Below are 20852 nucleotides of genomic sequence, written 5' to 3'. Positions count from 1 at the left end.
GAATGCATTCACGTTCGCAGACCGCCCCGCACCGGCAAGGGGCGGTGTTTTTCAACTGTGAGTCACAGGAGACTTGTCTATGAACTTGACGATCAGCGGCCATCACCTTGAAGTGACCCCCGCATTGCGCAGCTATGTGACGTCCAAGTTGGACCGCATTACCCGCCACTTCGATCAGGTGGTGGATGTCAAGGTGCTACTGACCGTGGAGAAGCAGAAGGAAAAGGAAAAGCGCCAGCGCGCTGAATGCACCGTGCATGTGAAAGGAAATGACCTGTTCGTGGAAAGCACCCATTTCGACCTGTATGCCGCCGTGGACGAATTGATGGACAAGCTCGACCGCATGGTCGTGCGCCACAAGGACCGTCTGCAGGACCACCAGGCCGGCCTACGCCGCGCCACCATTCAGGCAGCAGCTGCCGCCACGGCTTGAACCGTCCCTTGACGGCCTGTGTACCGCCGGAACGCGCCGGCGGTGCCGCAACCGCCCAGCCAGGGCGGTTTTTTGTTGCCAGTGGATACACTCTCAGGGTTTCCGCTAGGCGTGCATAATCGTCGCTCAGACCATGAATCGACTTGCTTCCATACTGCCTCCCGCACAAGTGCTCGTGAGTGTCGATGTCACCAGCAAAAAACGTGCCTTTGAGGAGGCGGGCCTGTTGTTCGAAAGCCAGCACGGTTTGTCGCGGGCCTTGATCACCGACAGCCTGTTTGCGCGCGAACGCCTGGGTTCGACCGGGTTGGGCCATGGCGTGGCCATTCCCCATGGCCGCATCAAGGGGCTGAAGTCGCCCATGGCGGCGGTGTTCCAACTGGCGCAGCCGATCGGCTTCGACGCGCCCGACGAGCAACCCGTATCGCTGCTGATTTTTCTGCTGGTGCCCGAGGCGGCCACGCAAAAGCACTTGGAAATCCTCTCGGAAATCGCCGAACTGCTGAGCGACGGCGCCTTGCGCGAACGCCTCAAGACCCATACCGACGCGGCCAGCCTGCATGCGCTGATCGCGGGCTGGCAGTCCGCCCAGGGCGCCTGACGCCACCGCCATCGCGCCGCCGTGAAACCCAACGTCGTCAGCGCGGATGTGCTCTTCGAGGAGTTCCGCAACCTCCTGAAATGGGAGTGGGTGGCGGGCCTGGGCGCGTCCGAGCGGCGCTTTGCCGAGGTGGCGGTGCGTGCCGCCCGCTCGGGTGCGGACCTGGTGGGTTACCTGAACTACATCCATCCCTACCGTGCGCAGGTCCTGGGCGAGCGCGAGATTGCCTATCTGACCAACGCCACGCCGGAGGACTGCAAGCGCCGCATCGCGCGCATCGTCACGCTGGAGCCCCCCGTGCTTGTGCTGGCCGACGGCCAGGCCGCGCCGGACGAGGTGGTGTCCATGTGCGAACGCGCGCAGATCCCCATGTTTTCCACCCAGGAGTCCGCGGCCTTCGTGATCGATGTGCTGCGCGCCTACCTGTCCAAGCACTTTGCCGATCGCACCACCATGCACGGCGTTTTCATGGACATCCTGGGCCTGGGCGTGCTCATCACGGGTGAGTCGGGCCTGGGCAAGAGCGAGCTGGGGCTGGAGCTGATCACGCGCGGCAATGGCCTGGTGGCCGACGACGCGGTGGACCTGTACCGCATCAACCAGACCACCATCGAGGGCAAGTGCCCCGAGTTGCTGCAGAACCTGCTGGAGGTGCGCGGCATCGGTCTGCTGGACATTCGCGCCATCTTCGGCGAAACGGCAGTGCGCCGGCGCATGCGGCTGAAGCTCATCGTGCACCTGGTGCGCAAGGAGACCCTGGAACGCGACTACGAGCGCCTGCCCTACGAGCCGCTCACGCAGGACGTACTGGGCGTGCCGGTGCTCAAGGTGGTGATCCAGGTGGTGGCGGGCCGCAACATCGCGGTGCTGGTGGAAGCGGCTGTGCGCAACACCATCCTGCAATTGCGCGGCATCGATACCTATCAGGAGTTCGTGGAGCGCCACCGGCGCGCCATGGAGCGGGGCGGCGCCTCCTGAGGGCGCCGGGCTCTTATTTCTTCGCGCAATTAGCGCACTGGCCGTAGAGCGCCATGGCGTGGTCGTGCACCACCCAGCCCTTGGCCTGGGCGATCAGGTTCTGGCGCTTTTCGATCTCGGGGTCGTAGAACTCCTCGACCTTGCCGCAGGCGGTGCAGACGAAGTGGTCGTGGTGCTGGCCCTCGTTCAGTTCGTAAACGGCCTTGCCGCTCTCGAAATTGCTGCGGATCAGAATGCCGGCCTGCTCGAACTGCGTGAGCACGCGGTACACGGTGGCCAGCCCGATGTCCGAGCGCTCGTCCAGCAGCACGCGGAATACGTCTTCGGCCGTCATGTGGCGCTGGGCGCCCTTCTGGAAGATCTCCAGGATCTTCAGCCGGGGCAGCGTGGCCTTGAGGCCGGTGCTTTTGAGTTCGTCGATGTTCGTCATGACAAGGTCTTTCGTGTGCCAGGGCGAAACCATGGATACCGGCGGCTTGCGCGCAAGGCCCAGAAGATCCAGCCGCTACAATGGGCCGGATCATATCCCCTATGCATAAACCCATGTTTGCACCCGCCCGTTGGGGCGCCCGCTGGGGCGCCATTGTGTTGATTGGTGCCGGGATGGCCGGCTGCGCGGGCACCGGCAGTCGCCTGGCCGGCATGGTCACGCCCTACAAGGTGGACGTGGTGCAGGGCAACTTCATCTCGCGCGAGCAGGTGCAGATGTTGCAGCCTGGCATGGGCCGCCAGCAGGTGCGTGAGATCCTGGGCACACCCCTCATGGTGAGCGTGTTCCACTCCGACCGCTGGGAATACGTCTTCACCCTCAAGCGCCCCGATTTCGAGGTGCAGACGCGCAAGCTCACCGTGTTCTTCAAGGACAACGTGATGGAGCGTGTCGAAGGCGACGAGATGCCCACCGAGGCCGAGTTCGTGGCCTCGCTCTCCACCAAGGTGTCCAAGCCCAAGGTGCCGCAGCTTGAGGCCACCGAGGCGCAGCTCGCGCGCTTTCCCAAGGCGGAGCCGGCCGCCGAGCCGGCCGCCGCGCCCGCTCTGCCACCCGCCACGAGCTATCCGCCGCTGGAATCTCCGCGCCGTTGAAAGCGGCCGGTGCGCTCGCTGCAGCGTGTCGCGCTGGACGCAGCAGAACCGCCCCCTGTTTGGATTGCGAACTGACATGACCTCTTCCTCCTCCGCACCCCGCCGTGTGGCCGTGGCCGGCGCTTCTGGCCGCATGGGCCGCATGCTCATCGAGGCGATTCAGGCGAGCGACGGCTGCGTGCTGGCCGGTGCGCTGGACCAGCCCGGCAACCCCGCCGTGGGCACGGACGCCGCCGCGTTTTTGGGGCGCGCGAGCGGTGTGGTCATCACCGCTGACCTGCGCGAGGGGCTCAAGGACGCCGACGTGCTGATCGACTTCACGCGCCCCGAGGGCACGCTGGCCCACCTGGCCGTGTGCGCGGAACTCGGCGTGCAGATGGTCATCGGCACCACGGGCTTTTCCGATGCGCAGAAGGCGCAGATCGAGGCCGCCGCGCAGAAGGTGGGCATCGTGTTCGCGCCCAACATGAGCGTGGGCGTGAACGTCACGCTCAAGCTGCTGCAGATGGCCGCGCAGGCGCTGCGCACGGGCTATGACATCGAGATCATCGAGGCGCACCACAAGCACAAGGTGGACGCCCCCTCGGGCACGGCGCTGAAGATGGGCGAAGTGATTGCCGAGGCGCAGGGCACGCGGCTCGCCGACCGTGCCGTGTACGAGCGCTACGGCCACACGGGCGAGCGCAAGGCAGACACCATTGGCTTTGCCACCGTGCGCGGCGGCGACATCGTGGGCGACCACACGGTGCTGTTCGCCGGGACGGGTGAGCGGGTGGAGATCTCGCACAAGTCCAGCAGCCGCGCCGGCTACGCCCAGGGCAGCCTGCGCGCGGTGGGCTTCCTGGCCACGCAGCGCGCGGGCCTGTTCGACATGTTCGACGTGCTGAACCTCAAGTAACCTGCCCATGGACAGCCTGCACTGGTTGCGTCAGGGTGATGCGGTCACGCAGGCGTCGGCGCTGCTGCTGCTGGCCATGTCGGTTGCCAGCTGGGTGGTGATTTTCTGGAAGCTGCGCCTGATGCGGCGCGCCCATGTGGACGTGCCGCGCAGCACGGCCGCGTTCTGGCAGGCGCCGTCGCTGGCCGCGGCGGCCGAGCGTCTGCCCGCCTTTGACCGTGAAGGGCTGGTGCTGCCGCTGGTGCGTGCCGCGCAGCAGGTGGAGCAGGCCGGCGCGGCTACGCTGGCCGGGCAGGGCGGCCTGTCGCAGCGGCTCACGCGCGTGTTGCGCGATGCGCTGCATGGCGTGCTGGGCAAGCTGCAGTTCGGCCAGGTGCTGCTGGCCACCGTGGGCTCCACGGCGCCGTTCGTGGGGCTGCTGGGCACGGTGTGGGGCATCTACCATGCGCTCACGGCCATGGCCGGCGCGGGGCAGATCAGCATCGAGCGCGTCGCCGGCCCGGTGGGCGAAGCGCTCATCATGACGGCCGCGGGCCTCACGGTGGCGATCCCCGCCGTGCTGGCCTACAACTGGTTCGGGCGTGTCATCGGCCGCATCGAGGCCGACCTCGAAGGCTTTGCCCGCGACCTGCGCGAGCTGGTCATCGACACCAACGCCGCCGACTAGGGCCGGTAAACGCCATGGCATTCGGCCGACTGGAGCGCACCCCGGGCCCGCAGCCCATGAGCGAGATCAACGTCACACCGCTGGTGGACGTGATGCTGGTGCTGGTGGTGATCTTCATCCTGACCGCGCCGCTGCTGGCCAGCAGCATCCGGCTGGAGCTGCCGCGCGCCAAAGGCGCACAGCCGGGCACGCCCGCGCATGCCGTGATGCTGGTGGTGGACACCGCCGGCCAGGCCTACCTGGACGATGAGCCCGTGGGCGCCGATGCGCTGGCGCAGCGCCTGCGCCAGATCGCCGCCGAGGCGCCGGACACCGAGGTGCAACTGCGCGCCGATACCGCCGTGCCCTACGGCCGCGTGGTGGAGGTGATGGGGGCTGCCCATGCGGCGGGCCTGCAGCGCATTGGTTTCGTCACGCAGCCCACCGATGGGGCCGAGCAAGGCACTCAAAATTAGGAGCTGCTCGCGCTTGATGTGCGGGTGTTTGCGGTAGAAAAGGAGCTGAGAACGCCAGCTGGCAAGCGCTGGCAGCTCTTGTTTTTATGGCAATGCGGCCATGGCTGTTGGGGCGCCGGGGCGCAGTCCCGCGCGGATGTCGTTGCCCGTGGGGCTCTGGAACAGGTGCAGGCCGAACTCCGGCAGCACGGCGATCAGGTGGTCGAAGATGTCGCCCTGGATGGCTTCGTACTCCACCCAGGCGGTGGTGGCCGTGAAGCAGTACAGCTCCAGCGGCACCCCCTCGGCCGTGGGCTCCAGCGTGCGCACGATGAGCAGCATCTGCTGGTGGATGCGCGGGTGCGCGCGCACATAGGCCTCGCAGTAGGCGCGGAAGGTACCGATGTTGGTCAGGCGGCGCTGGTTGGCGGGCTCCAGCGCCTGTGCACCCAGCTGCGCCTGCAGGGCGGCGTTGGTCTGCTGCACGTCGCGCAGCTTGCCTTCCAGGTAGGGGCGCAGCAGCGCGATGCGCGACAGGCGCTCGATCTCCGCCTCGGTGAGAAAGCGGATCGAGTTCGTGTCCAGCCGCAACGCGCGGCGGATGCGCCGCCCGCCCGAGCTGAACATGCCGCGCCAGTTCTTGAAGCTCTCGCTCATCAGCCGCCAGGTGGGGATGGTGGTGATGGTCTTGTCCCAGTTCTGCACCTTCACGGTGTGCAGTGCGATGTCCACCACGAAGCCGTCCGCGCCCACCTGGGGCATCTCGATCCAGTCGCCCACGCGCAGCATGTCGTTGGACGACAGCTGCACGCCGGCGGTGAACGAGAGGATGGTGTCCTTGAACACCAGCATCAGCACCGCCGACATGGCGCCCAGGCCGGACAGCAGGATCAGTGGCGAGCGGTCCACCAGCGCCGCCACGATGACGATGGTGCCCACCAGCGCCAGCAGCAGCTTGCCCAGCTGCACATAGCTCTTGATCGAGCGCGTGGCCGTGGGCACGCCGTCCGGGGCCTGCTCATGCTCGTGCAGCACGGCGTCCAGCAGCGCGATCAGCGTCCGCACCAGCTGCAGCACGGTGAGCGCCACGGCCACGTTGCCGATCACTGCGGCCGCCACGGGGTGCACATGGGGCACGGCGCCAATGCCTGCCTGGATGACGAGCGACGGTGCCACATGCGCCAGACGCCGCAACACCTGGTCGTGCCAGAACACCCGCGCCCAGCGCGCGCCCAGGCGTTCGCGCAGGCGCGGCACGGTGTTCAGCAGCACGTATTGGGCGACGGACTGGAGGGCGAAGGCCAGCAGCACCAGGCCGCACAGGCCCAGGGCGGCCTGCAGCCAAGGATCCAGCTCGGCAATCAGCGGGGGCACGGACACAGGCAAGACAACTTTCCAGAAATGCAGGAAGCAGCCGGCCCAGGCGGGGCGGCCATGCAGGGGATGGGGGGATGAACGCCTAGAATTGGGCGCAGTACAGCCCATTGTGACCACTGCGCAGGTGCGCGGTTCTCCTTTTCCCAGCTTCCATGCAAGACAAATACAACCACACCGAGGTGGAGCGCGCCGCGCATGCCCACTGGAATGCCAACGACGCCTACCGCGTGACCGAGGACCAGGCCAAGCCCAAGTTCTACGCCTGCTCCATGCTGCCCTACCCCAGCGGCAAGCTGCACATGGGCCATGTGCGCAACTACACCATCAATGACATGCTCACGCGCAGCCTGCGCATGAAGGGCCACAACGTCCTCATGCCCATGGGCTGGGATGCCTTCGGCCTGCCGGCCGAGAACGCCGCCCTCAAGAACGGCGTGCCGCCCGCGCAGTGGACCTACGACAACATCGCCTACATGAAGAAGCAGATGCAGGCGATGGGGCTGGCCATCGACTGGAGCCGCGAGATCGCCACCTGCGACCCCGACTACTACAAGTGGAACCAGTGGCTGTTTTTGAAGATGCTGGACAAGGGCATCGCCTACCGCAAGACCCAGGTCGTGAATTGGGACCCGGTGGACCAGACCGTGCTGGCCAACGAGCAGGTGATCGACGGGCGCGGCTGGCGCACCGGCGCGCTGGTGGAAAAGCGCGAGATCCCCGGCTACTACCTGAAGATCACCGACTACGCGCAGGAGCTGCTGGACCATGTGCAGATCGGCAACGAGAAGGCCACGCTGACCGGCTGGCCCGACAAGGTGCGGCTGATGCAGGAGAACTGGATCGGCAAGTCGGCGGGCGTGCGCTTTGCGTTCCCGCACGACATCCGCAACGCCGCGGGCGAGCGGATCCAGGACGGCAAGCTGTACGTGTTCACCACGCGCGCCGACACCATCATGGGCGTGACGTTCTGCGCCGTCGCGCCCGAGCACCCGCTGGCCCAGCACGCCGCGGCGTCCAACGCCGGGCTGGCGGCCTTCATCGAGGAATGCAAGAAGGGCGGCACGACCGAGGCCGAGCTGGCCCTGAAGGAAAAAGAGGGCATGCCCACGGGCCTGTTCGTCACCCACCCGCTCACCGGCGAGCAGGTCGAGGTGTGGGTGGGCAACTACGTGCTCATGAGCTACGGCGACGGCGCCGTCATGGGCGTGCCCGCGCACGACGAGCGCGACTTTGCCTTCGCGCTCAAGTACCAGTTGCCCATCAAGCAAGTGGTGCTGGTGGACGGCGAGACCTTCGACTTCCACCAGTGGCAGGACTGGTACGGTGACAAGGAGCGCGGCGTCACCATCAATTCCGACAACTTCAGCGGCCTGTCGTACCAGGACGCCGTGGCCGCCGTGGCCCATGCGCTGGCCGAGAAGGGCCTGGGCGAGCTCAAGACCACCTGGCGCCTGCGCGACTGGGGCATCAGCCGCCAGCGCTACTGGGGCACGCCGATCCCCATCATCCACTGCGAGAGCTGCGGCGCCGTGCCCGTGCCCGAGAAGGACCTGCCCGTGGTGCTGCCGCAGGACCTGGTGCCCGACGGCAGCGGCAACCCGCTGGCCAAGTGCGAGGCCTTCCTGAAGGTGGACTGCCCCTGCTGCGGCAAGCCCGCGCGCCGCGAGACCGACACCATGGACACCTTCGTGGACTCGTCCTGGTACTTCATGCGCTACTGCGACCCGAAGAACCGCGACGCCATGGTGGCGGGCGGCACCGACTACTGGATGCGCGACCAGAAGGTCGCCACCGGCGGCAGCGGCATGGACCAGTACATCGGCGGCATCGAACACGCCATCCTGCACCTGCTGTATGCGCGCTTCTGGACCAAGGTGATGCGTGACCTGGGGCTGGTGAAGGTGGACGAGCCCTTCACCAAGCTGCTCACGCAAGGCATGGTGCTGAACCACATCTACAGCCGCCGCACGGCCAAGGGCGCCAAGGACTACTTCTGGCCGCACGACGTGGAGCACGTCTACGACGAGGCCGGCAAGATCGTTGGCGCCAAGCTCAAGAACCCCGCCGAGAGCGGCGACGGCCTGCTGCCCGTGGGCACGCCCATCGACTACGAGGGCGTGGGCACGATGTCCAAGTCCAAGAACAACGGCGTGGACCCGCAGCAGCTCATCGAGAAGTACGGCGCCGACACCGCGCGCCTGTACACCATGTTCACCGCGCCGCCCGAGCTGACGCTGGAGTGGAACGACGCCGCCGTGGAAGGCAGCTACCGCTTCCTGCGCCGCGTGTGGAACTTCGGCGTGAAGCTCTCCGCCATCGACAAGGACGCGGCCCTGGCCAGCGTGGCGGGCGCCGCCAGCCTGAAGGACGTGCAGTTCGGCAAGGAAGCCAAGGCGCTGCGCCTGGAGATCCACACCGTGCTCAAGCAGGTGGACTACGACTACCAGCGCATGCAGTACAACACCGTGGTCTCCGGCGCGATGAAGATGATCAACGCGCTGGAGGACTTCAAGGCCACGGACAGCGCCGGCGCCCAGGTGGCGCTGATCGAGGGCTTCGGCATCCTGCTGCGCGTGCTGTACCCGGCCACGCCGCACATCGCCCATGTGCTGTGGGACGAGCTGGGCTACGCGGGCACCCTGGGCGACCTGCTGGACGCCGCCTGGCCCCAGGTGGACCCCGACGCCCTGGTGCAGGACGAGCTGGAGCTGATGCTGCAGGTCAACGGCAAGCTGCGCGGCGCGATCCGCGTGGCCGCCTCGGCCGACAAGGCCGCCATCGAGCAGGCGGCCCTGGCGAGCGAGGACTTCCAGAAGTTCGCCGAGGGCAAGGCGCCCAAGAAGGTCATCATCGTGCCCGGCCGCCTGGTCAACGTCGTCGTCTGAGAGCCCTCCCGCCATGCACAAGCGCACCCTGCTCACCGCCCTGGCCCTGTCGCCGCTGGCCGCCCTCACCGCCTGCGGCTTTCGCCTGCGCGGCGCGCCGCAGTTCGCCTTCCGGTCCCTGTACGTGCAGGCGCAGCCCGGCTCGCCGCTGGCACGCGAGCTGATCCGCACGCTGCAGGGTGCGGGCGGGGACCTCGTGGTGCTGACGGCGCCCGCGCAGCTGCCCCAGGCCGAGGCGATCCTGGACGTGCTGTCCGAGCAGCAGGAGCGCGTGGTGGTGGGCCTGAACGCCTCGGGCCAGGTGCGCGAGCTGCAGCTGCGCCAGCGCGTGCGCATCCGCCTGCGCGGCCAGCAAGGCCAGGAATGGATCGCCGACACCGAGCTGCTGCAACAGCGCGACATCAGCTACAACGAAACCGTCGCCCTTTCCAAGGAAGGCGAGGAGGCCATGCTGTTTCGCAACATGCGCACCGACCTCGTGCAACAGCTGATGCGCCGCCTGGCGGCAGTGAAATCGCTGTAACGCTCCTTATTTAATAGCTGTTTGCGCTTACTGCACGGGCGCTAGCGGCATATTTTTTACTAGAACAGGCCGCATGCAAATCGCTTTGAACCAGCTCGGTGCGCAGCTGCACAAAGGCCTGCGCCCGCTCTACACGCTGCACGGCGACGAGGCGCTGTTGCAGCAGGAGGCGCTGGACGCCATCCGCGCCGCGGCACGTGCGCAGGGCTATACCGAGCGCAGCAGCTTCACCGTGGCCGGCGCGCATTTCGACTGGAGCGGTGTGCTGGCCGCGGGCGGGTCGTTGAGCCTGTTCGCCGACAAGCAGATCGTGGAGATCCGCATCCCCTCGGGCAAGCCCGGCAAGGACGGCGCCGCCGCGCTGCAGCAGATGGCTGCCGCCGCGCCGGGCAACGACAGCACGCTCACCGTGGTGGTGCTGCCGCGCCTGGACAAGGCCACGCGCACGGGCGCGTGGTTCGCGGCACTCGAAGCGCACGGCGCCACGGTGCAGATCGACCCCGTGGAGCGCGCCCAGCTGCCCGCCTGGATCGCCCAGCGCCTGGCCGCGCAAGGCCAGCGCGTGGTCGCGGGCGAAGAGGGGCAGCGCACGCTGCAGTTCTTCGCCGACCGGGTGGAGGGCAACCTGCTGGCCGCGCACCAGGAGATCCAGAAGCTCGCGCTGCTGCACCCCGAGGGGGAACTCACCTGGGCGCAGGTCGAAGCGGCCGTGCTCAACGTGGCGCGCTACGACGTGTTCAAGCTGTCCGAGGCGGTGCTTTCCGGCCAGGTGGCGCGCGTGCAGCGCATGCTGGACGGCCTGCAGGCCGAGGGCGAGGCCGAGGTGCTGGTGCACTGGGCGCTGGCCGAGGACATTCGCGCCCTCAAGCGCGTGAAAGACGCCATGAACGCCGGCAAGCCCCTGCCCATGGCCCTGCGCGAGAACCGCGTCTGGGGCGCGAAGGAGCGGTTGTTCGAGCGCCTGCTGCCCCAGGCCAGCGACGCCGCCCTGGCGCGGCTGCTGCAGTCCGCCCACACGGTGGACGGCATCGTCAAGGGCCTGAAGGCGCCCGACTGGCCACAGGACGGCTGGCAGGCGCTCTCGCGGCTGGCGCTGCAGATGTGCAAGCTGGCGCGCTGAGATTGCAAGGAAAATATGGCTCTGGCGCTCATGGGATAAGCGCTAGCAGCTATTGATTCAGGAGTGTTGGGCGACCAGCGCCGCACGCGCCTTGTCCGCCCACTGCTGCAGCTGGTCCACCAGGGCCTGGTGGCTGAAGGAGCAGCTCTCCTCGGTGAACAGCGCGCCGGCCTCCAGCCGGTCCAACAGGCCCAGCAGCACCTCGCCATAGCGCGGGGGCAGTGCGGCCAGCAGCACGGCGTGGCCGCGCGCGGCGGCGCTGAAGGCGTGGTTGCTGATGCGCTGCTCGCGCAGGGCGTGCAGGTCGGCCTGCAGGTTGTCGAGCTGGTGGGTGGCGAGTTCGGCGGTCATGGCGAGGGCACGGAGGGTGGCAAAGGCCTCAAGCGTAGCCGGAGTCCCCCGGCCAGCGTGGCGGCGGCGAACTGCGTCAGAATCACGCCCATGAACGCGCTGAACATCGCTGAATACACGCACACGCTTGGTTTGCAGGCAAAAACGGCCTCCGCCCAAATGGCGCGCGCGCCGGCAGCTATCAAAAACAATGCATTGCTGGCCCTGGCGCGGCTGCTGCGCCAGAACGTGGACGCCCTGCAGGGGGACAATGCCCGCGACCTGGAGCGCGCCCGCACCGCCGGCCTGGCTGAGCCCATGGTGGACCGCCTCAAGCTGACCCCCAAGGTGTTGCAGACCTGCGCCCAGGGCTGCGAGCAGCTGGCGGCCATGCCGGACATCATTGGCGAGATCATCGGGATGAAGCAGCAGCCCAGCGGCATCCGCGTGGGGCAAATGCGCGTGCCGATTGGCGTGTTCGGCATGATTTATGAAAGCCGCCCCAATGTGACCATCGAGGCCGCCAGCCTGTCCATCAAGAGCGGCAACGCCTGCATTTTGCGCGGCGGCTCCGAGGCCATCGACTCCAACAAGGCGCTGGCCAAACTGGTGCAGCTGGCGCTGGCCGAGGCCGGCCTGCCCGAGCATGGCGTGCAGCTGGTGCAGACCACCGACCGCGAGGTGGTGGGCCAGCTGATCGCCATGCCGGCGTACGTGGACGTGATCATTCCGCGCGGCGGCAAGGGGTTGATCGAGCGCATCAGCGCGGGCGCGAAGGTGCCCGTCATCAAGCACCTGGACGGCAACTGCCACACCTATGTCGATGACCCCTGCGACATCGCCATGGCGGTGAAGGTGGCCGACAACGCCAAGACCCAGAAGTACAGCCCGTGCAACGCCAGCGAGGGCCTGCTGGTGGCGCGCGGCGTGGCAGCGCAATTCCTGCCGCAGATCGGTGCCGTCTACGCCGCCAAGGGCGTGGAGATGCGCGGCTGCCCCGAGGCGCTGGCCATATTGCGCGCCGTTCCGGGCGTGCAGCTGGCCGAGGCCACCGAGGCCGACTGGAGCGAGGAATACCTGGCCCCCATCATCAGCGTGAAGGTGGTGGCAGGCGTGGATGAGGCCATCGCGCACATCAACCGCTACGGCAGCCACCACACGGACGCGATCCTCACGCGCGACCACATGCACGCACAGCAGTTCCTGCGCGACGTGGATTCCGCCAGCGTGATGGTCAATGCCAGCACGCGCTTTGCCGACGGCTTCGAGTACGGGCTGGGCGCCGAGATCGGCATCAGCACCGACAAGTTCCACGCGCGCGGCCCGGTGGGCATCGAGGGCCTGACGTCGCTCAAGTGGGTGGTGTTGGGTGAGGGAGAGGTGCGGACTTGATGGGGTTGCTGCTAATTTGATAGCTGCTGGCGCCCGTCAACATTGGGATTGAGGCCAATTTCGCATGAAGATCATCATCCTGGGAGCGGGGCGCGTGGGCTACAGCGTGGCCGACAGCCTGGTGTCGGAGGAGAACGACATCACCGTCATCGACACCGACGCCGAGCGGCTGCGCGACCTGGAGGCGCGGTTTGACCTGCGCGGGGTGGTGGGCAACGGCATCGACCCCCAGGTGCTGGCCGAGGCCGGCGCGCGCGACACCGACCTGCTGATCGCCTGCGCCGCGCAGGACGAGACCAACCTGGTGTGCTGCAAGGTCGCGCAGCTGATGTTCAACATCCCCACGCGCATCGCGCGCGTGCGCTCGTCGGGCCTGGAACTGGAGCGCAACCAGGCGCTGCTGGGCAAGGAGGGCTTTGGCGTGGACCGCGTCATCTGTCCCGAGGAATCGCTCACGCGCTACATCGGCAAGCTGGTGGAATACCCCGAGGCGCTGCAGGTGCGCGAATTCGCGGGCGGGCGCGCCTGCCTGGTGTCGGTGCGCGCGCGCCCCGGCGCGCCCATGGTGGGCATGCGCATCGCCACCATGCGCGAAACCGCGCCCGACGTTGCCATGCGCATCGTGGCCATCTACCGGCGCTTTCCCGACGAGCCCGACCGCTTCCTGCCCTGCGACGGCGCCACGCGTGTGGAGCCGGGTGACGAGGTGTTCGTGCTGGCCGCGCGCGAGCAGATCCCGCAGGTGCTGGCCGCGCTGCACCGCCACCATGGGCACCCGGCGCGGCCCGTGCGCCGCATCATGATTGCAGGCGGCGGGCGCGTGGGCCTGCGGCTGGCGCGCCAGTTGGCCCAGCGGGGGGGCTTTCACATCAAGGTGGTGGAGGAAAGTGCCGAGCGCTGCGTGGCGCTGGCGGCCGAGTTGCCCTCCGACATCCTCGTGCTGCAGGGCGACGCCACCGACGAGGACCTGCTGGGCGACGAGAGCATCGAGGAGGTGGACCTCTTCCTCGCGCTCACCGACGACGACGAGGACAACATCATGGCCAGCCTGCTGGCCAAGCGCATGGGCGCGAGCCGCGTGCTGGCGCTCATCAACCGCCGCACCTATGCCGACCTGATGCACGGCACGCAGATCGATATTGCGCTGTCGCCCGCGCAGGCCATGCTGGGCGAGCTGCTGGCCTATGTGCGGCGCGGCGACGTGCAGGCAGTGCACAGCCTGCGCCGCGGCGTGGCCGAGGCGCTGGAGATCGTGGCCCGCGGCGACCGCAAGAATTCGCGCGTGGTGGGCCGCAAGGTCAGCGAGATCCACCTGCCCGCCGAGGTGCACATGGGCCTGATCGTGCGCGGTCTGCCCGAGGACGGTGGCGAGCCGCCGGCCGACGCACCGCCCCAGGTCATCATTCCGCGCAGCCACACCGTGATCGAGAGCAACGACCACGTGGTGTTCTTCCTGCCCCACAAGCGGCTGGTGCGCGAAGTGGAAAAGCAGTTCCGCGTGAGCGCCACCTTCTTCTGATCGGCAGGAGCCGCGATGTCCGACGTCCTGTCCGTCATGCGCGTACTCGGTGCCCTGCTGGCACTGTTTGCCGTGTCCATGGGGGTGCCGCTGGCGGCGTCGCTGTGGGCGCGGGAGGGCCTGTGGCAGCACTACGCCACGGCCATCGCCGTCACATCCATGGCCAGCGCGCTGCTGTGGGGCGGCCTGCGCGCGCACAAGCGCGAACTGCTGCCGCGCCACGGCGTGATGCTGGTGTCGGTGGTGTGGGGAATCCTGCCGCTGTTCGCGGCGCTGCCGCTGCTGCTGGTGATGCACGCCATCGGCCGGCCGCTGTCGTTCACGCATGCCTACTTCGAATCGGTGTCGGGCCTCACCACCACCGGCGCCACGGTGCTGGCCGAGCTGGATCGGCTCCCCCTGTCGGTGAACATGTGGCGCACGTTCATGCAGTGGATCGGCGGCATGGGCATCCTGATTCTTGCGGTGGCGGTGCTGCCGCTGCTGGGGGTGGGCGGCAGCCAGCTCTTCAAGGCCGAGGCTGCGGGCCCGGTGAAAGACACCAAGCTCACCCCGCGCATGACCGAGACGGCCAAGGGGCTGTGGGGCGTGTACGTGGTGTTCTCGCTGGTGTGCGCGCTCGCGTTCTGGCTGGGCGGCATGACGCCGCCGGACGCGATCATGCACATGTTCGCCACCGTCAGCCTGGGCGGGCTGTCGCCGCACGATGCGAGCTTTGCCTACTTCGAGTCGCCGCTGCTGGAAACCATCGCCCTGGTTTTCATGCTGTGCGCCAGCTGCAACTTCGCGCTGTACTTCATCGCGCTGCGCAAGGGCAACTGGCGGGGCTTCTGGCGTGACCCCGAGATGCGCGCCACGATCACCGCGCTGCTGGGCGGCGGGCTGTTGGTGGCGCTGCTGCTGTGGGTCAAGGGCGTGTACGACCCGCTGCAGGCGCTGCGCCACGGCATGTTCAACGTGGTGTCGGTGGCCACGACCACGGGCTTTGCCACCACCGACTACCTGGGCTGGCCGGTGTTCGCGCCCGTGTTCATGCTGCTGCTGTCGGGTGTGGCCACCAGCGCCGGGTCCACGGGCGGCGGCATCAAGATGGTGCGCATGCTGATCCTGCTGAAGCAGGCGCGCCGCGAGATGACGCGCATCGTGCACCCGCGTGCGGTGCAGCCCGTGCGCCTGGGCGACCGCGTGGTGGACAACCGCATGATCTTCTCGGTGCTGGCCTTCATGCTGGTCTACGGCGCCACAGTGATCACGCTGAGCATGGTGCTGCTGCTGACCGACCTGGACATGGTGACCGCCTTCTCGGCCGTGCTGGCCAGCGTGCACTGCATGGGGCCGGGGCTGGGAATGCTGGGGCCGGCCTCCAACTTCGCGGTGCTCACCGACTTCCAGCTCTGGGTCTGTACGCTGGCCATGCTGCTGGGACGCCTGGAGATCCTGAGCTTCATGGCCCTGCTCACGCCCGCATTCTGGCGGCGCTAGGGCGCACGTGGCCTTCCCTACAATCGTCGCCAACCTCTTTCCGTCTCCCATTTGAGGGCTCTTCATGGTTCCCCACCTCATCACCGCGCTCACCGGGCCAATCAACGAGTTGGAGCAGCGCATCCTCGACTCCATGCCAGCCATCGAGCGCTGGTTCCGTCTGGAGTGGATGGAACACACGCCGCCGTTCTACTCGTCGGTGGACATCCGCAACGCGGGGTTCAAGCTGGCGCCGGTGGACACCAACCTGTTCCCGGGCGGCTGGAACAACCTCACCAATGAAATGCTGCCGCTGGCGGTGCAGGCGGCCATGGCGGCCATCGAAAAGATCTGCCCCGAAGCGCGCAACCTCTTGATCATTCCCGAGAACCATTCGCGCAACACCTTCTACCTGGCGAACGTGGCGCAGCTGGTGCGCATCTTCAACATGGCCGGGCTGAACGTGCGCGTGGGCTCCATCAGCCCCGAGATCAAGAAGACCACCACCATCACGCTGCCCCATGGCGAGACCGTGACGCTGGAGCCGGTGATCCGCAGCAAGCGCCGCCTGGGGCTGAAGAACTTCGACCCCTGCACCATCTTGCTCAACAACGACCTGTCGGCCGGCCCGCCGGGCATTCTGGAGGAGCTGTACGAGCAGTACCTGCTGCCACCGCTGCATGCGGGCTGGAGCGTGCGCAGAAAGAGCCGCCACTTCCAGAGCTACGAGGAGGTGGCCAAACGCTTTGGCAAGATGCTGGGCATCGATCCCTGGCTCATCAATCCGCTGTTCAGCCGCTGCGAGGGCGTGGACTTCAACGAAGGCACGGGCATGGAGGAGCTGCGCAGCGCCGTGGACGCCACGCTGGCCAAGGTGCGCCGCAAGTACAAGGAATACGGCATCAACGAAAAGCCGTTCGTGGTCGTGAAGGCCGACAACGGCACCTACGGCATGGGCATCATGACGGTGCGCGACGCCAAGGAACTGGACGGGCTGAATCGCAAGACCAAGAACAAGATGGCCGTGATCAAGGACGGCCAGGTCGTGCATGACGTGATCGTGCAGGAGGGCGTGCTCACCCAGGAGCGCGTGCACGAAGCGGTGGCCGAGCCGGTGGTCTACATGATGGACCGCTACGTGGTCGGGGGGTTCTACCGCATGCATGCCGAACGCGGCGTGGACGAGAACCTGAACATCCCCGGCGCGAGTTTCGTGCCGCTGGCGTTCGAGCACAGTACCCATCTGCCGCAGCCCGGTGCGCGTCCGGGCGCCAGTGCCCCCAACCGCTTTTACATGTACGGCGTCATCGCCCGCTTGGCGATGCTCGCGGCCAGCTACGAGCTGGAGGCCACGGACCCCGAGGCCGAGGTGTACGACTGATGCGCCGGATGTGCCGCCCTGCAGTTGCTGCATTGCAACATAGGCGGTACCCCGTATGTGCCCGAAGCGGGGGCGGCGCACAATGGCGCTCCTTTGGCATCCCCCGTGGCCGCTGAGGCAGCAGCCCGGACCTGTTCACCGTGCAAACCTCCAAATCGTCGTTAGCAGCGCTCACCCTGGGCGCGATCGGCGTCGTCTATGGCGACATCGGCACCAGCGTGCTGTATGCGGTCAAAGAGGTCTTCGGCTCCGGCCATGTGCCTTTCACGCATGCCAACGTGTACGGCGTGCTGTCCGTGCTGTTCTGGACGCTCACCGTGATCGTCTCGCTCAAGTACGTGGTGCTGGTGCTGCGCGCGGACAACCATGGCGAAGGCGGCCTCATCGCCATGCTGGCGCTGGCGTCGCAAGCGGTGAAGGACCGGCCGCGCCTGCGCGGCTGGCTGCTGGGCCTGGGCATCTTCGGCACGTCCCTGTTCTATGGCGACGGCGTGATCACGCCGGCGATCTCCGTGCTTTCGGCCATCGAGGGCCTGGAGGTGGTGTCGCCGCATTTCGGCAAGGCGGTGATTCCGCTCACGCTCGTGGTGCTGTTCGGGCTGTTCGCCGTGCAAAAGCGCGGCACGGCGGGGGTGGGCCGCTACTTCGGCCCGGTGACGCTGGTCTGGTTTTCTACGATCGCAGCCCTGGGCGTGCCGCACATCGTGGGCCATCCGGAGATCCTCGGCGCCCTGAGCCCGCACCATGCACTGGGCTTCATACTGGGCAACCCGGGCATCAGCTTCATCATCCTGGGCGCGGTGGTGCTGTGCGTCACCGGCGCAGAGGCGCTGTACGCCGACCTGGGACATTTCGGCAAGCGCCCCATCCGCCTGGCGTGGTTCAGTGTGGCCATGCCGGCCCTCACGATCAACTACTTCGGCCAGGGCGCGCTGCTGCTGGCCGAGCCATCCGCCGTCAAGAACCCGTTTTACATGATGGCGCCCGACTGGGCGCTGGTGCCGTTGGTGGTGCTGGCCACCATGGCCACGGTGATTGCGTCGCAGGCGCTGATCACCGGCGCGTTCAGCGTGACCAAGCAGGTCATCCAGCTGGGATACCTGCCGCGGCTGAACATCCAGCACACCAGCGTGCGCGAGACGGGCCAGATCTATCTACCGTTTGTGAACTGGAGTCTGTTCGTCGCCATCGTGTTGGCGGTGGTCATGTTCCGCAACAGCAGCAACCTGGCGGCCGCCTATGGCATCGCGGTGACGCTGGACATGCTGATCACCACGGTGCTCACCTTCTTCGTGATCCGCTATGGCTGGGGCTATCCGCTGGCGCTGTGCGTGGCCACCACGGGCTTCTTCTTTGTCGTGGACCTGGCGTTCTTCAGCTCCAACCTGCTCAAGCTGCTGCAGGGGGGCTGGTTCCCGCTGATGATCGGGGGGCTGGTGTTCACGCTCATGATGACCTGGAAGCGCGGACGCGAGTTGCTCAACGACAAGCTGCGCGAGGACTCCATAGGCCTGCAGGACTTCCTGGCCTCGGTGCAGGCCAACCCGCCCATGCGCGTGGACGGCACGGCGGTGTTCCTGAGCGCCGAGGCGGGCGTGGTGCCCAATGCACTGCTGCACAACCTCAAGCACAACAAGGTGCTGCACCGCCAGAACCTGTTCGTTACCGTGCGTTACCACGAGACCCCCTGGATCGGCCTGGACCAGCGCCTGCAGGTGGCGCCGTTGGGAGGCGACTGCTGGCAGGTCACCGTGAACTACGGCTTCAAGAATGAACTGGACCTGCCCAGCGCGCTGCGCCTGATGCACGGCCGCGGCTGCGAACTGGAAACCATGAGCACCAGCTATTTCCTCTCGCGCGACGTGGTCGTGCCTACCATCGGCAGCGGCATGGCGCCGTGGCGCGAAAAGCTGTTTGCGCAGATGCACCACAACGCCAGCGGGGTGGCGGCTTTCCTGCACCTGCCCAGCAACGCCGTCGTGGAGTTGGGCTCCAAGGTCGAGATCTGATTGGGCTGGCGGGTTTGTAAGGTTTTTGGCCTCCAGCGCTTAGCTGGCAAGCGCGAGCAGCTATATATTTTGATGAAGCAGGACAGTGGTTGCGCCAAGAGCAATGCCACAATCCGCCGCCATGCAGTTTTTCAAAGACCTGAGCCTGTCCGCATTCACCGCCGGTTTCGTGGCTGTGCTGGTAGGGTTCACCAGTTCGGTCGCCATCGTGTTCCAGGCGGCGCAGGCGTTCGGGGCAACGCCCGAGCAGATCACCTCCTGGATGTGGGCGCTGGGCCTGGGCATGGGACTGTGCTCGCTGATTCCCTCGCTCATCCTGCGCCAGCCGGTCATGGTGGCCTGGTCCACGCCCGGTGCAGCGGTGCTCGCCACCGCCGGCCTGGCCGGCTTCAGCATGGGCGAGGCGGTCGGCGCCTTCATGGTGTGTGCCTTGCTCATCACCCTGGCCGGAGTGACGGGTTGGTTCGAGCGCGTGATGAACCGTATTCCCATGGAACTGGCGTCGGCGCTGCTGGCCGGCGTGCTGGCGCGCTATGGCATGCAGGCCTTCGCAGCCGTGCAGACCGCGCTGCCGCTGGTGCTGGTCATGCTGGCGTCCTACTTGTTTGCACGGCGGCTGCTGCCCCGCTATGCGGTTGTGCTCACGCTGGTGGCAGGCGTTGCCTGGGCCGCAGGCAATGGCCAGATGCGCTGGTCCGCGGTGCACTGGGCGCTGGCCACACCGGTCTTCACCACGCCGCAGTTCAGCCTACAGGCGCTCATGAGCCTGGCGCTGCCGCTGTTCATCGTGACCATGGCGTCGCAGAACCTTCCGGGTGTGGCCGTCATGCGGGCCACCGGATACCAACTGCCGGTGTCGCGGCTGATCACCCTGACGGGCCTGGCCACCCTGGTGCTGGCACCGTTCGGCGCCTTTGCCCTCAACTTCAGCGCCATCACCGCAGCGATCTGCATGGGGCCCGAGGCGCACCCCGACCGCGCGCGGCGGTACACCGCCGCCGCATCGTGCGGGCTGCTGTACATCGCAGTGGGCATCTTTGGTGCGGTGGTCACGGGGCTGCTGACGGCGTTTCCACAGGAGCTGGTGGTGGCCATCGCTGGGCTGGCGCTGTTGGGCGCCATCGGAGGAGGGCTGGCGTCTGCGCTGCAGGCCGAAGCGCATCGGGAGGCGGCGTTGATCACTTTTCTGGTGACGTTGAGCGGTGTCACCATAGTCGGGATCGGATCGGCGTTTTGGGGGGTGGTCGCCGGCAGCATCGCGCTATTTGTGCAACAGTATGGACGCCCGCGCGCGCCCCAGGCGCCGCGCTAGGGGCATAGCCCTCTGCAATACAGCCCGTGCATTCCATGAATCTCCTCATCGTCGCCGACCCCATCGAGCAATTCAAGATCTACAAGGACACGACCTTCGCGATGATGCGCGAGGCGCAGCGCCGCGGCCACCGGCTCGCGGTCTGCGAGCCCCGGCACATCCACTGGTTGCGCGGTGGTCGGGTCACGGCGCGGGTGCGCGACATCACTCTTACGGGCCACGCGGAGAACTGGTTTACTGCGGGCGAACTCCGCTTGGCGGCACTGGCGGACTTCGGCGCCGTGCTCATGCGCAAGGATCCTCCGTTCGACAGTGAGTATTTCTATGCCACGCACCTATTGGAGCAGGCCGAGCGTGAAGGCGCTCGGGTGTTCAACAAGCCGCGTGCTTTGCGGGACCATCCGGAAAAACTGGCCATTCTGGAGTTTCCGCAGTTCATCGGCCCCACG

General features: G+C 67.0%; 20 protein-coding genes (1 of these 20 cut by a window edge). 17 read left to right on the top strand and 3 right to left on the bottom strand.

All coding sequences use genetic code 11. The features are described 5' to 3' along the window. The first annotated feature begins 79 nt into the window (after positions 1–79). The 3 genes from hpf to hprK all read left to right on the top strand — a co-directional run bounded on the left by hpf (position 80) and on the right by hprK (position 2012). Complete coding sequence (hpf, locus tag HND92_RS17765; protein WP_011807012.1) at positions 80–433, top strand: ribosome hibernation-promoting factor, HPF/YfiA family; 354 nt, start codon at positions 80–82, stop codon at positions 431–433. 133 nt (positions 434–566) lie between these two features. Then, a complete protein-coding gene (locus tag HND92_RS17760; protein ID WP_015914511.1) occupies positions 567–1034 on the top strand; it encodes a PTS sugar transporter subunit IIA in 468 nt (155 codons plus the stop codon). Between the two features lie 21 nt (positions 1035–1055). Next, on the top strand, positions 1056–2012 hold the full coding sequence (gene hprK / locus HND92_RS17755) for an HPr(Ser) kinase/phosphatase (RefSeq protein ID WP_011807010.1): 957 nt from the start codon (positions 1056–1058) through the stop codon (positions 2010–2012). Between the two features lie 13 nt (positions 2013–2025). On the opposite strand, the gene fur is transcribed toward hprK, so the two are convergent. After that, the gene (fur, locus tag HND92_RS17750; protein ID WP_015914510.1) at positions 2026–2442 is read right to left on the bottom strand and encodes a ferric iron uptake transcriptional regulator; all 417 of its coding nucleotides are present in this window, start codon (positions 2440–2442) and stop codon (positions 2026–2028) included. Between the two features lie 113 nt (positions 2443–2555). On the opposite strand from fur, the gene HND92_RS17745 reads away from it, so the two are divergent. The 4 genes from HND92_RS17745 (at position 2556) to HND92_RS17730 (ending at position 5115) form a co-directional block, all read left to right on the top strand. Next, positions 2556–3095, top strand: coding sequence for an outer membrane protein assembly factor BamE (locus HND92_RS17745; protein ID WP_370567745.1), 540 nt, complete (start codon positions 2556–2558; stop codon positions 3093–3095). A 76-nt stretch (positions 3096–3171) separates the two neighbouring features. Beyond that, on the top strand, positions 3172–3993 hold the full coding sequence (gene dapB / locus HND92_RS17740; RefSeq protein ID WP_135148885.1) for a 4-hydroxy-tetrahydrodipicolinate reductase: 822 nt from the start codon (positions 3172–3174) through the stop codon (positions 3991–3993). Between the two features lie 7 nt (positions 3994–4000). Further along, positions 4001–4660, top strand: coding sequence for a MotA/TolQ/ExbB proton channel family protein (locus HND92_RS17735; protein ID WP_011807006.1), 660 nt, complete (start codon positions 4001–4003; stop codon positions 4658–4660). Between the two features lie 14 nt (positions 4661–4674). Then, positions 4675–5115 (top strand): biopolymer transporter ExbD, encoded by a 441-nt coding sequence (locus HND92_RS17730; protein ID WP_172208823.1) that lies wholly within the window; start codon positions 4675–4677, stop codon positions 5113–5115. Between the two features lie 84 nt (positions 5116–5199). On the opposite strand, the gene HND92_RS17725 is transcribed toward HND92_RS17730, so the two are convergent. Beyond that, positions 5200–6480: a mechanosensitive ion channel family protein gene (locus tag HND92_RS17725; RefSeq protein WP_172208821.1), complete on the bottom strand. Its 1281-nt coding sequence runs from the start codon at positions 6478–6480 to the stop codon at positions 5200–5202. A 143-nt stretch (positions 6481–6623) separates the two neighbouring features. Between HND92_RS17725 and leuS the strand changes: the two genes are divergently transcribed. The 3 genes from leuS (at position 6624) to holA (ending at position 10999) form a co-directional block, all read left to right on the top strand. Then, positions 6624–9356, top strand: coding sequence for a leucine--tRNA ligase (gene leuS / locus HND92_RS17720; protein ID WP_172208819.1), 2733 nt, complete (start codon positions 6624–6626; stop codon positions 9354–9356). A gap of 13 nt (positions 9357–9369) precedes the next feature. Then, the gene (gene lptE / locus HND92_RS17715) at positions 9370–9879 is read left to right on the top strand and encodes an LPS assembly lipoprotein LptE (protein WP_047351527.1); all 510 of its coding nucleotides are present in this window, start codon (positions 9370–9372) and stop codon (positions 9877–9879) included. Between the two features lie 73 nt (positions 9880–9952). Beyond that, positions 9953–10999, top strand: coding sequence for a DNA polymerase III subunit delta (holA, locus tag HND92_RS17710; protein ID WP_172208817.1), 1047 nt, complete (start codon positions 9953–9955; stop codon positions 10997–10999). 57 nt (positions 11000–11056) lie between these two features. Here the strand turns inward: holA and HND92_RS17705 are convergent, their stop codons facing one another. Continuing rightward, positions 11057–11350, bottom strand: a complete 294-nt coding sequence (locus tag HND92_RS17705; RefSeq protein ID WP_011807000.1) for a hypothetical protein — start codon at positions 11348–11350, stop codon at positions 11057–11059. A 90-nt stretch (positions 11351–11440) separates the two neighbouring features. Between HND92_RS17705 and HND92_RS17700 the strand changes: the two genes are divergently transcribed. The 7 genes from HND92_RS17700 to gshB form a co-directional block, all read left to right on the top strand. Then, positions 11441–12721 (top strand): glutamate-5-semialdehyde dehydrogenase, encoded by a 1281-nt coding sequence (locus HND92_RS17700; protein ID WP_172208815.1) that lies wholly within the window; start codon positions 11441–11443, stop codon positions 12719–12721. 64 nt (positions 12722–12785) lie between these two features. After that, the gene (trkA, locus tag HND92_RS17695; protein WP_172208813.1) at positions 12786–14240 is read left to right on the top strand and encodes a Trk system potassium transporter TrkA; all 1455 of its coding nucleotides are present in this window, start codon (positions 12786–12788) and stop codon (positions 14238–14240) included. 15 nt (positions 14241–14255) lie between these two features. Further along, positions 14256–15722: a TrkH family potassium uptake protein gene (locus tag HND92_RS17690; RefSeq protein ID WP_172208811.1), complete on the top strand. Its 1467-nt coding sequence runs from the start codon at positions 14256–14258 to the stop codon at positions 15720–15722. 64 nt (positions 15723–15786) lie between these two features. Continuing rightward, the gene (gene gshA / locus HND92_RS17685; protein ID WP_011806996.1) at positions 15787–17082 is read left to right on the top strand and encodes a glutamate--cysteine ligase; all 1296 of its coding nucleotides are present in this window, start codon (positions 15787–15789) and stop codon (positions 17080–17082) included. Between the two features lie 140 nt (positions 17083–17222). After that, positions 17223–19091, top strand: a complete 1869-nt coding sequence (locus HND92_RS17680; protein WP_172208809.1) for a potassium transporter Kup — start codon at positions 17223–17225, stop codon at positions 19089–19091. Between the two features lie 121 nt (positions 19092–19212). Further along, complete coding sequence (locus tag HND92_RS17675; protein ID WP_041836441.1) at positions 19213–20403, top strand: benzoate/H(+) symporter BenE family transporter; 1191 nt, start codon at positions 19213–19215, stop codon at positions 20401–20403. Between the two features lie 35 nt (positions 20404–20438). Next, positions 20439–20852: the beginning of a glutathione synthase gene (gene gshB, locus HND92_RS17670; protein WP_172208807.1), read on the top strand. 537 nt of this gene lie beyond the right edge of the window; only the first 414 of its 951 coding nucleotides appear in the window; its start codon is at positions 20439–20441; its stop codon lies beyond the right edge, outside the window.

The organism is Diaphorobacter sp. JS3050 (genome assembly GCF_013154915.1).
Classification (GTDB): domain Bacteria; phylum Pseudomonadota; class Gammaproteobacteria; order Burkholderiales; family Burkholderiaceae_C; genus Diaphorobacter; species Diaphorobacter nitroreducens.
The sequence above is the reverse complement of the archived record's forward strand: the minus strand, read 5'-3'. Positions and strand labels throughout refer to the sequence as shown.

Coding starts and splice junctions, on each gene's coding strand:
- hpf (WP_011807012.1), top strand. CDS start 80: ATGAACTTGACGATCAGCGGCCATCACCTTGAAGTGACCCCCGCATTG.
- HND92_RS17760 (WP_015914511.1), top strand. CDS start 567: ATGAATCGACTTGCTTCCATACTGCCTCCCGCACAAGTGCTCGTGAGT.
- fur (WP_015914510.1), bottom strand. CDS start 2,442: ATGACGAACATCGACGAACTCAAAAGCACCGGCCTCAAGGCCACGCTG.
- HND92_RS17745 (WP_370567745.1), top strand. CDS start 2,556: ATGTTTGCACCCGCCCGTTGGGGCGCCCGCTGGGGCGCCATTGTGTTG.
- dapB (WP_135148885.1), top strand. CDS start 3,172: ATGACCTCTTCCTCCTCCGCACCCCGCCGTGTGGCCGTGGCCGGCGCT.
- HND92_RS17735 (WP_011807006.1), top strand. CDS start 4,001: ATGGACAGCCTGCACTGGTTGCGTCAGGGTGATGCGGTCACGCAGGCG.
- HND92_RS17730 (WP_172208823.1), top strand. CDS start 4,675: ATGGCATTCGGCCGACTGGAGCGCACCCCGGGCCCGCAGCCCATGAGC.
- leuS (WP_172208819.1), top strand. CDS start 6,624: ATGCAAGACAAATACAACCACACCGAGGTGGAGCGCGCCGCGCATGCC.
- lptE (WP_047351527.1), top strand. CDS start 9,370: ATGCACAAGCGCACCCTGCTCACCGCCCTGGCCCTGTCGCCGCTGGCC.
- holA (WP_172208817.1), top strand. CDS start 9,953: ATGCAAATCGCTTTGAACCAGCTCGGTGCGCAGCTGCACAAAGGCCTG.
- HND92_RS17705 (WP_011807000.1), bottom strand. CDS start 11,350: ATGACCGCCGAACTCGCCACCCACCAGCTCGACAACCTGCAGGCCGAC.
- HND92_RS17700 (WP_172208815.1), top strand. CDS start 11,441: ATGAACGCGCTGAACATCGCTGAATACACGCACACGCTTGGTTTGCAG.
- trkA (WP_172208813.1), top strand. CDS start 12,786: ATGAAGATCATCATCCTGGGAGCGGGGCGCGTGGGCTACAGCGTGGCC.
- HND92_RS17690 (WP_172208811.1), top strand. CDS start 14,256: ATGTCCGACGTCCTGTCCGTCATGCGCGTACTCGGTGCCCTGCTGGCA.
- gshA (WP_011806996.1), top strand. CDS start 15,787: ATGGTTCCCCACCTCATCACCGCGCTCACCGGGCCAATCAACGAGTTG.
- HND92_RS17675 (WP_041836441.1), top strand. CDS start 19,213: ATGCAGTTTTTCAAAGACCTGAGCCTGTCCGCATTCACCGCCGGTTTC.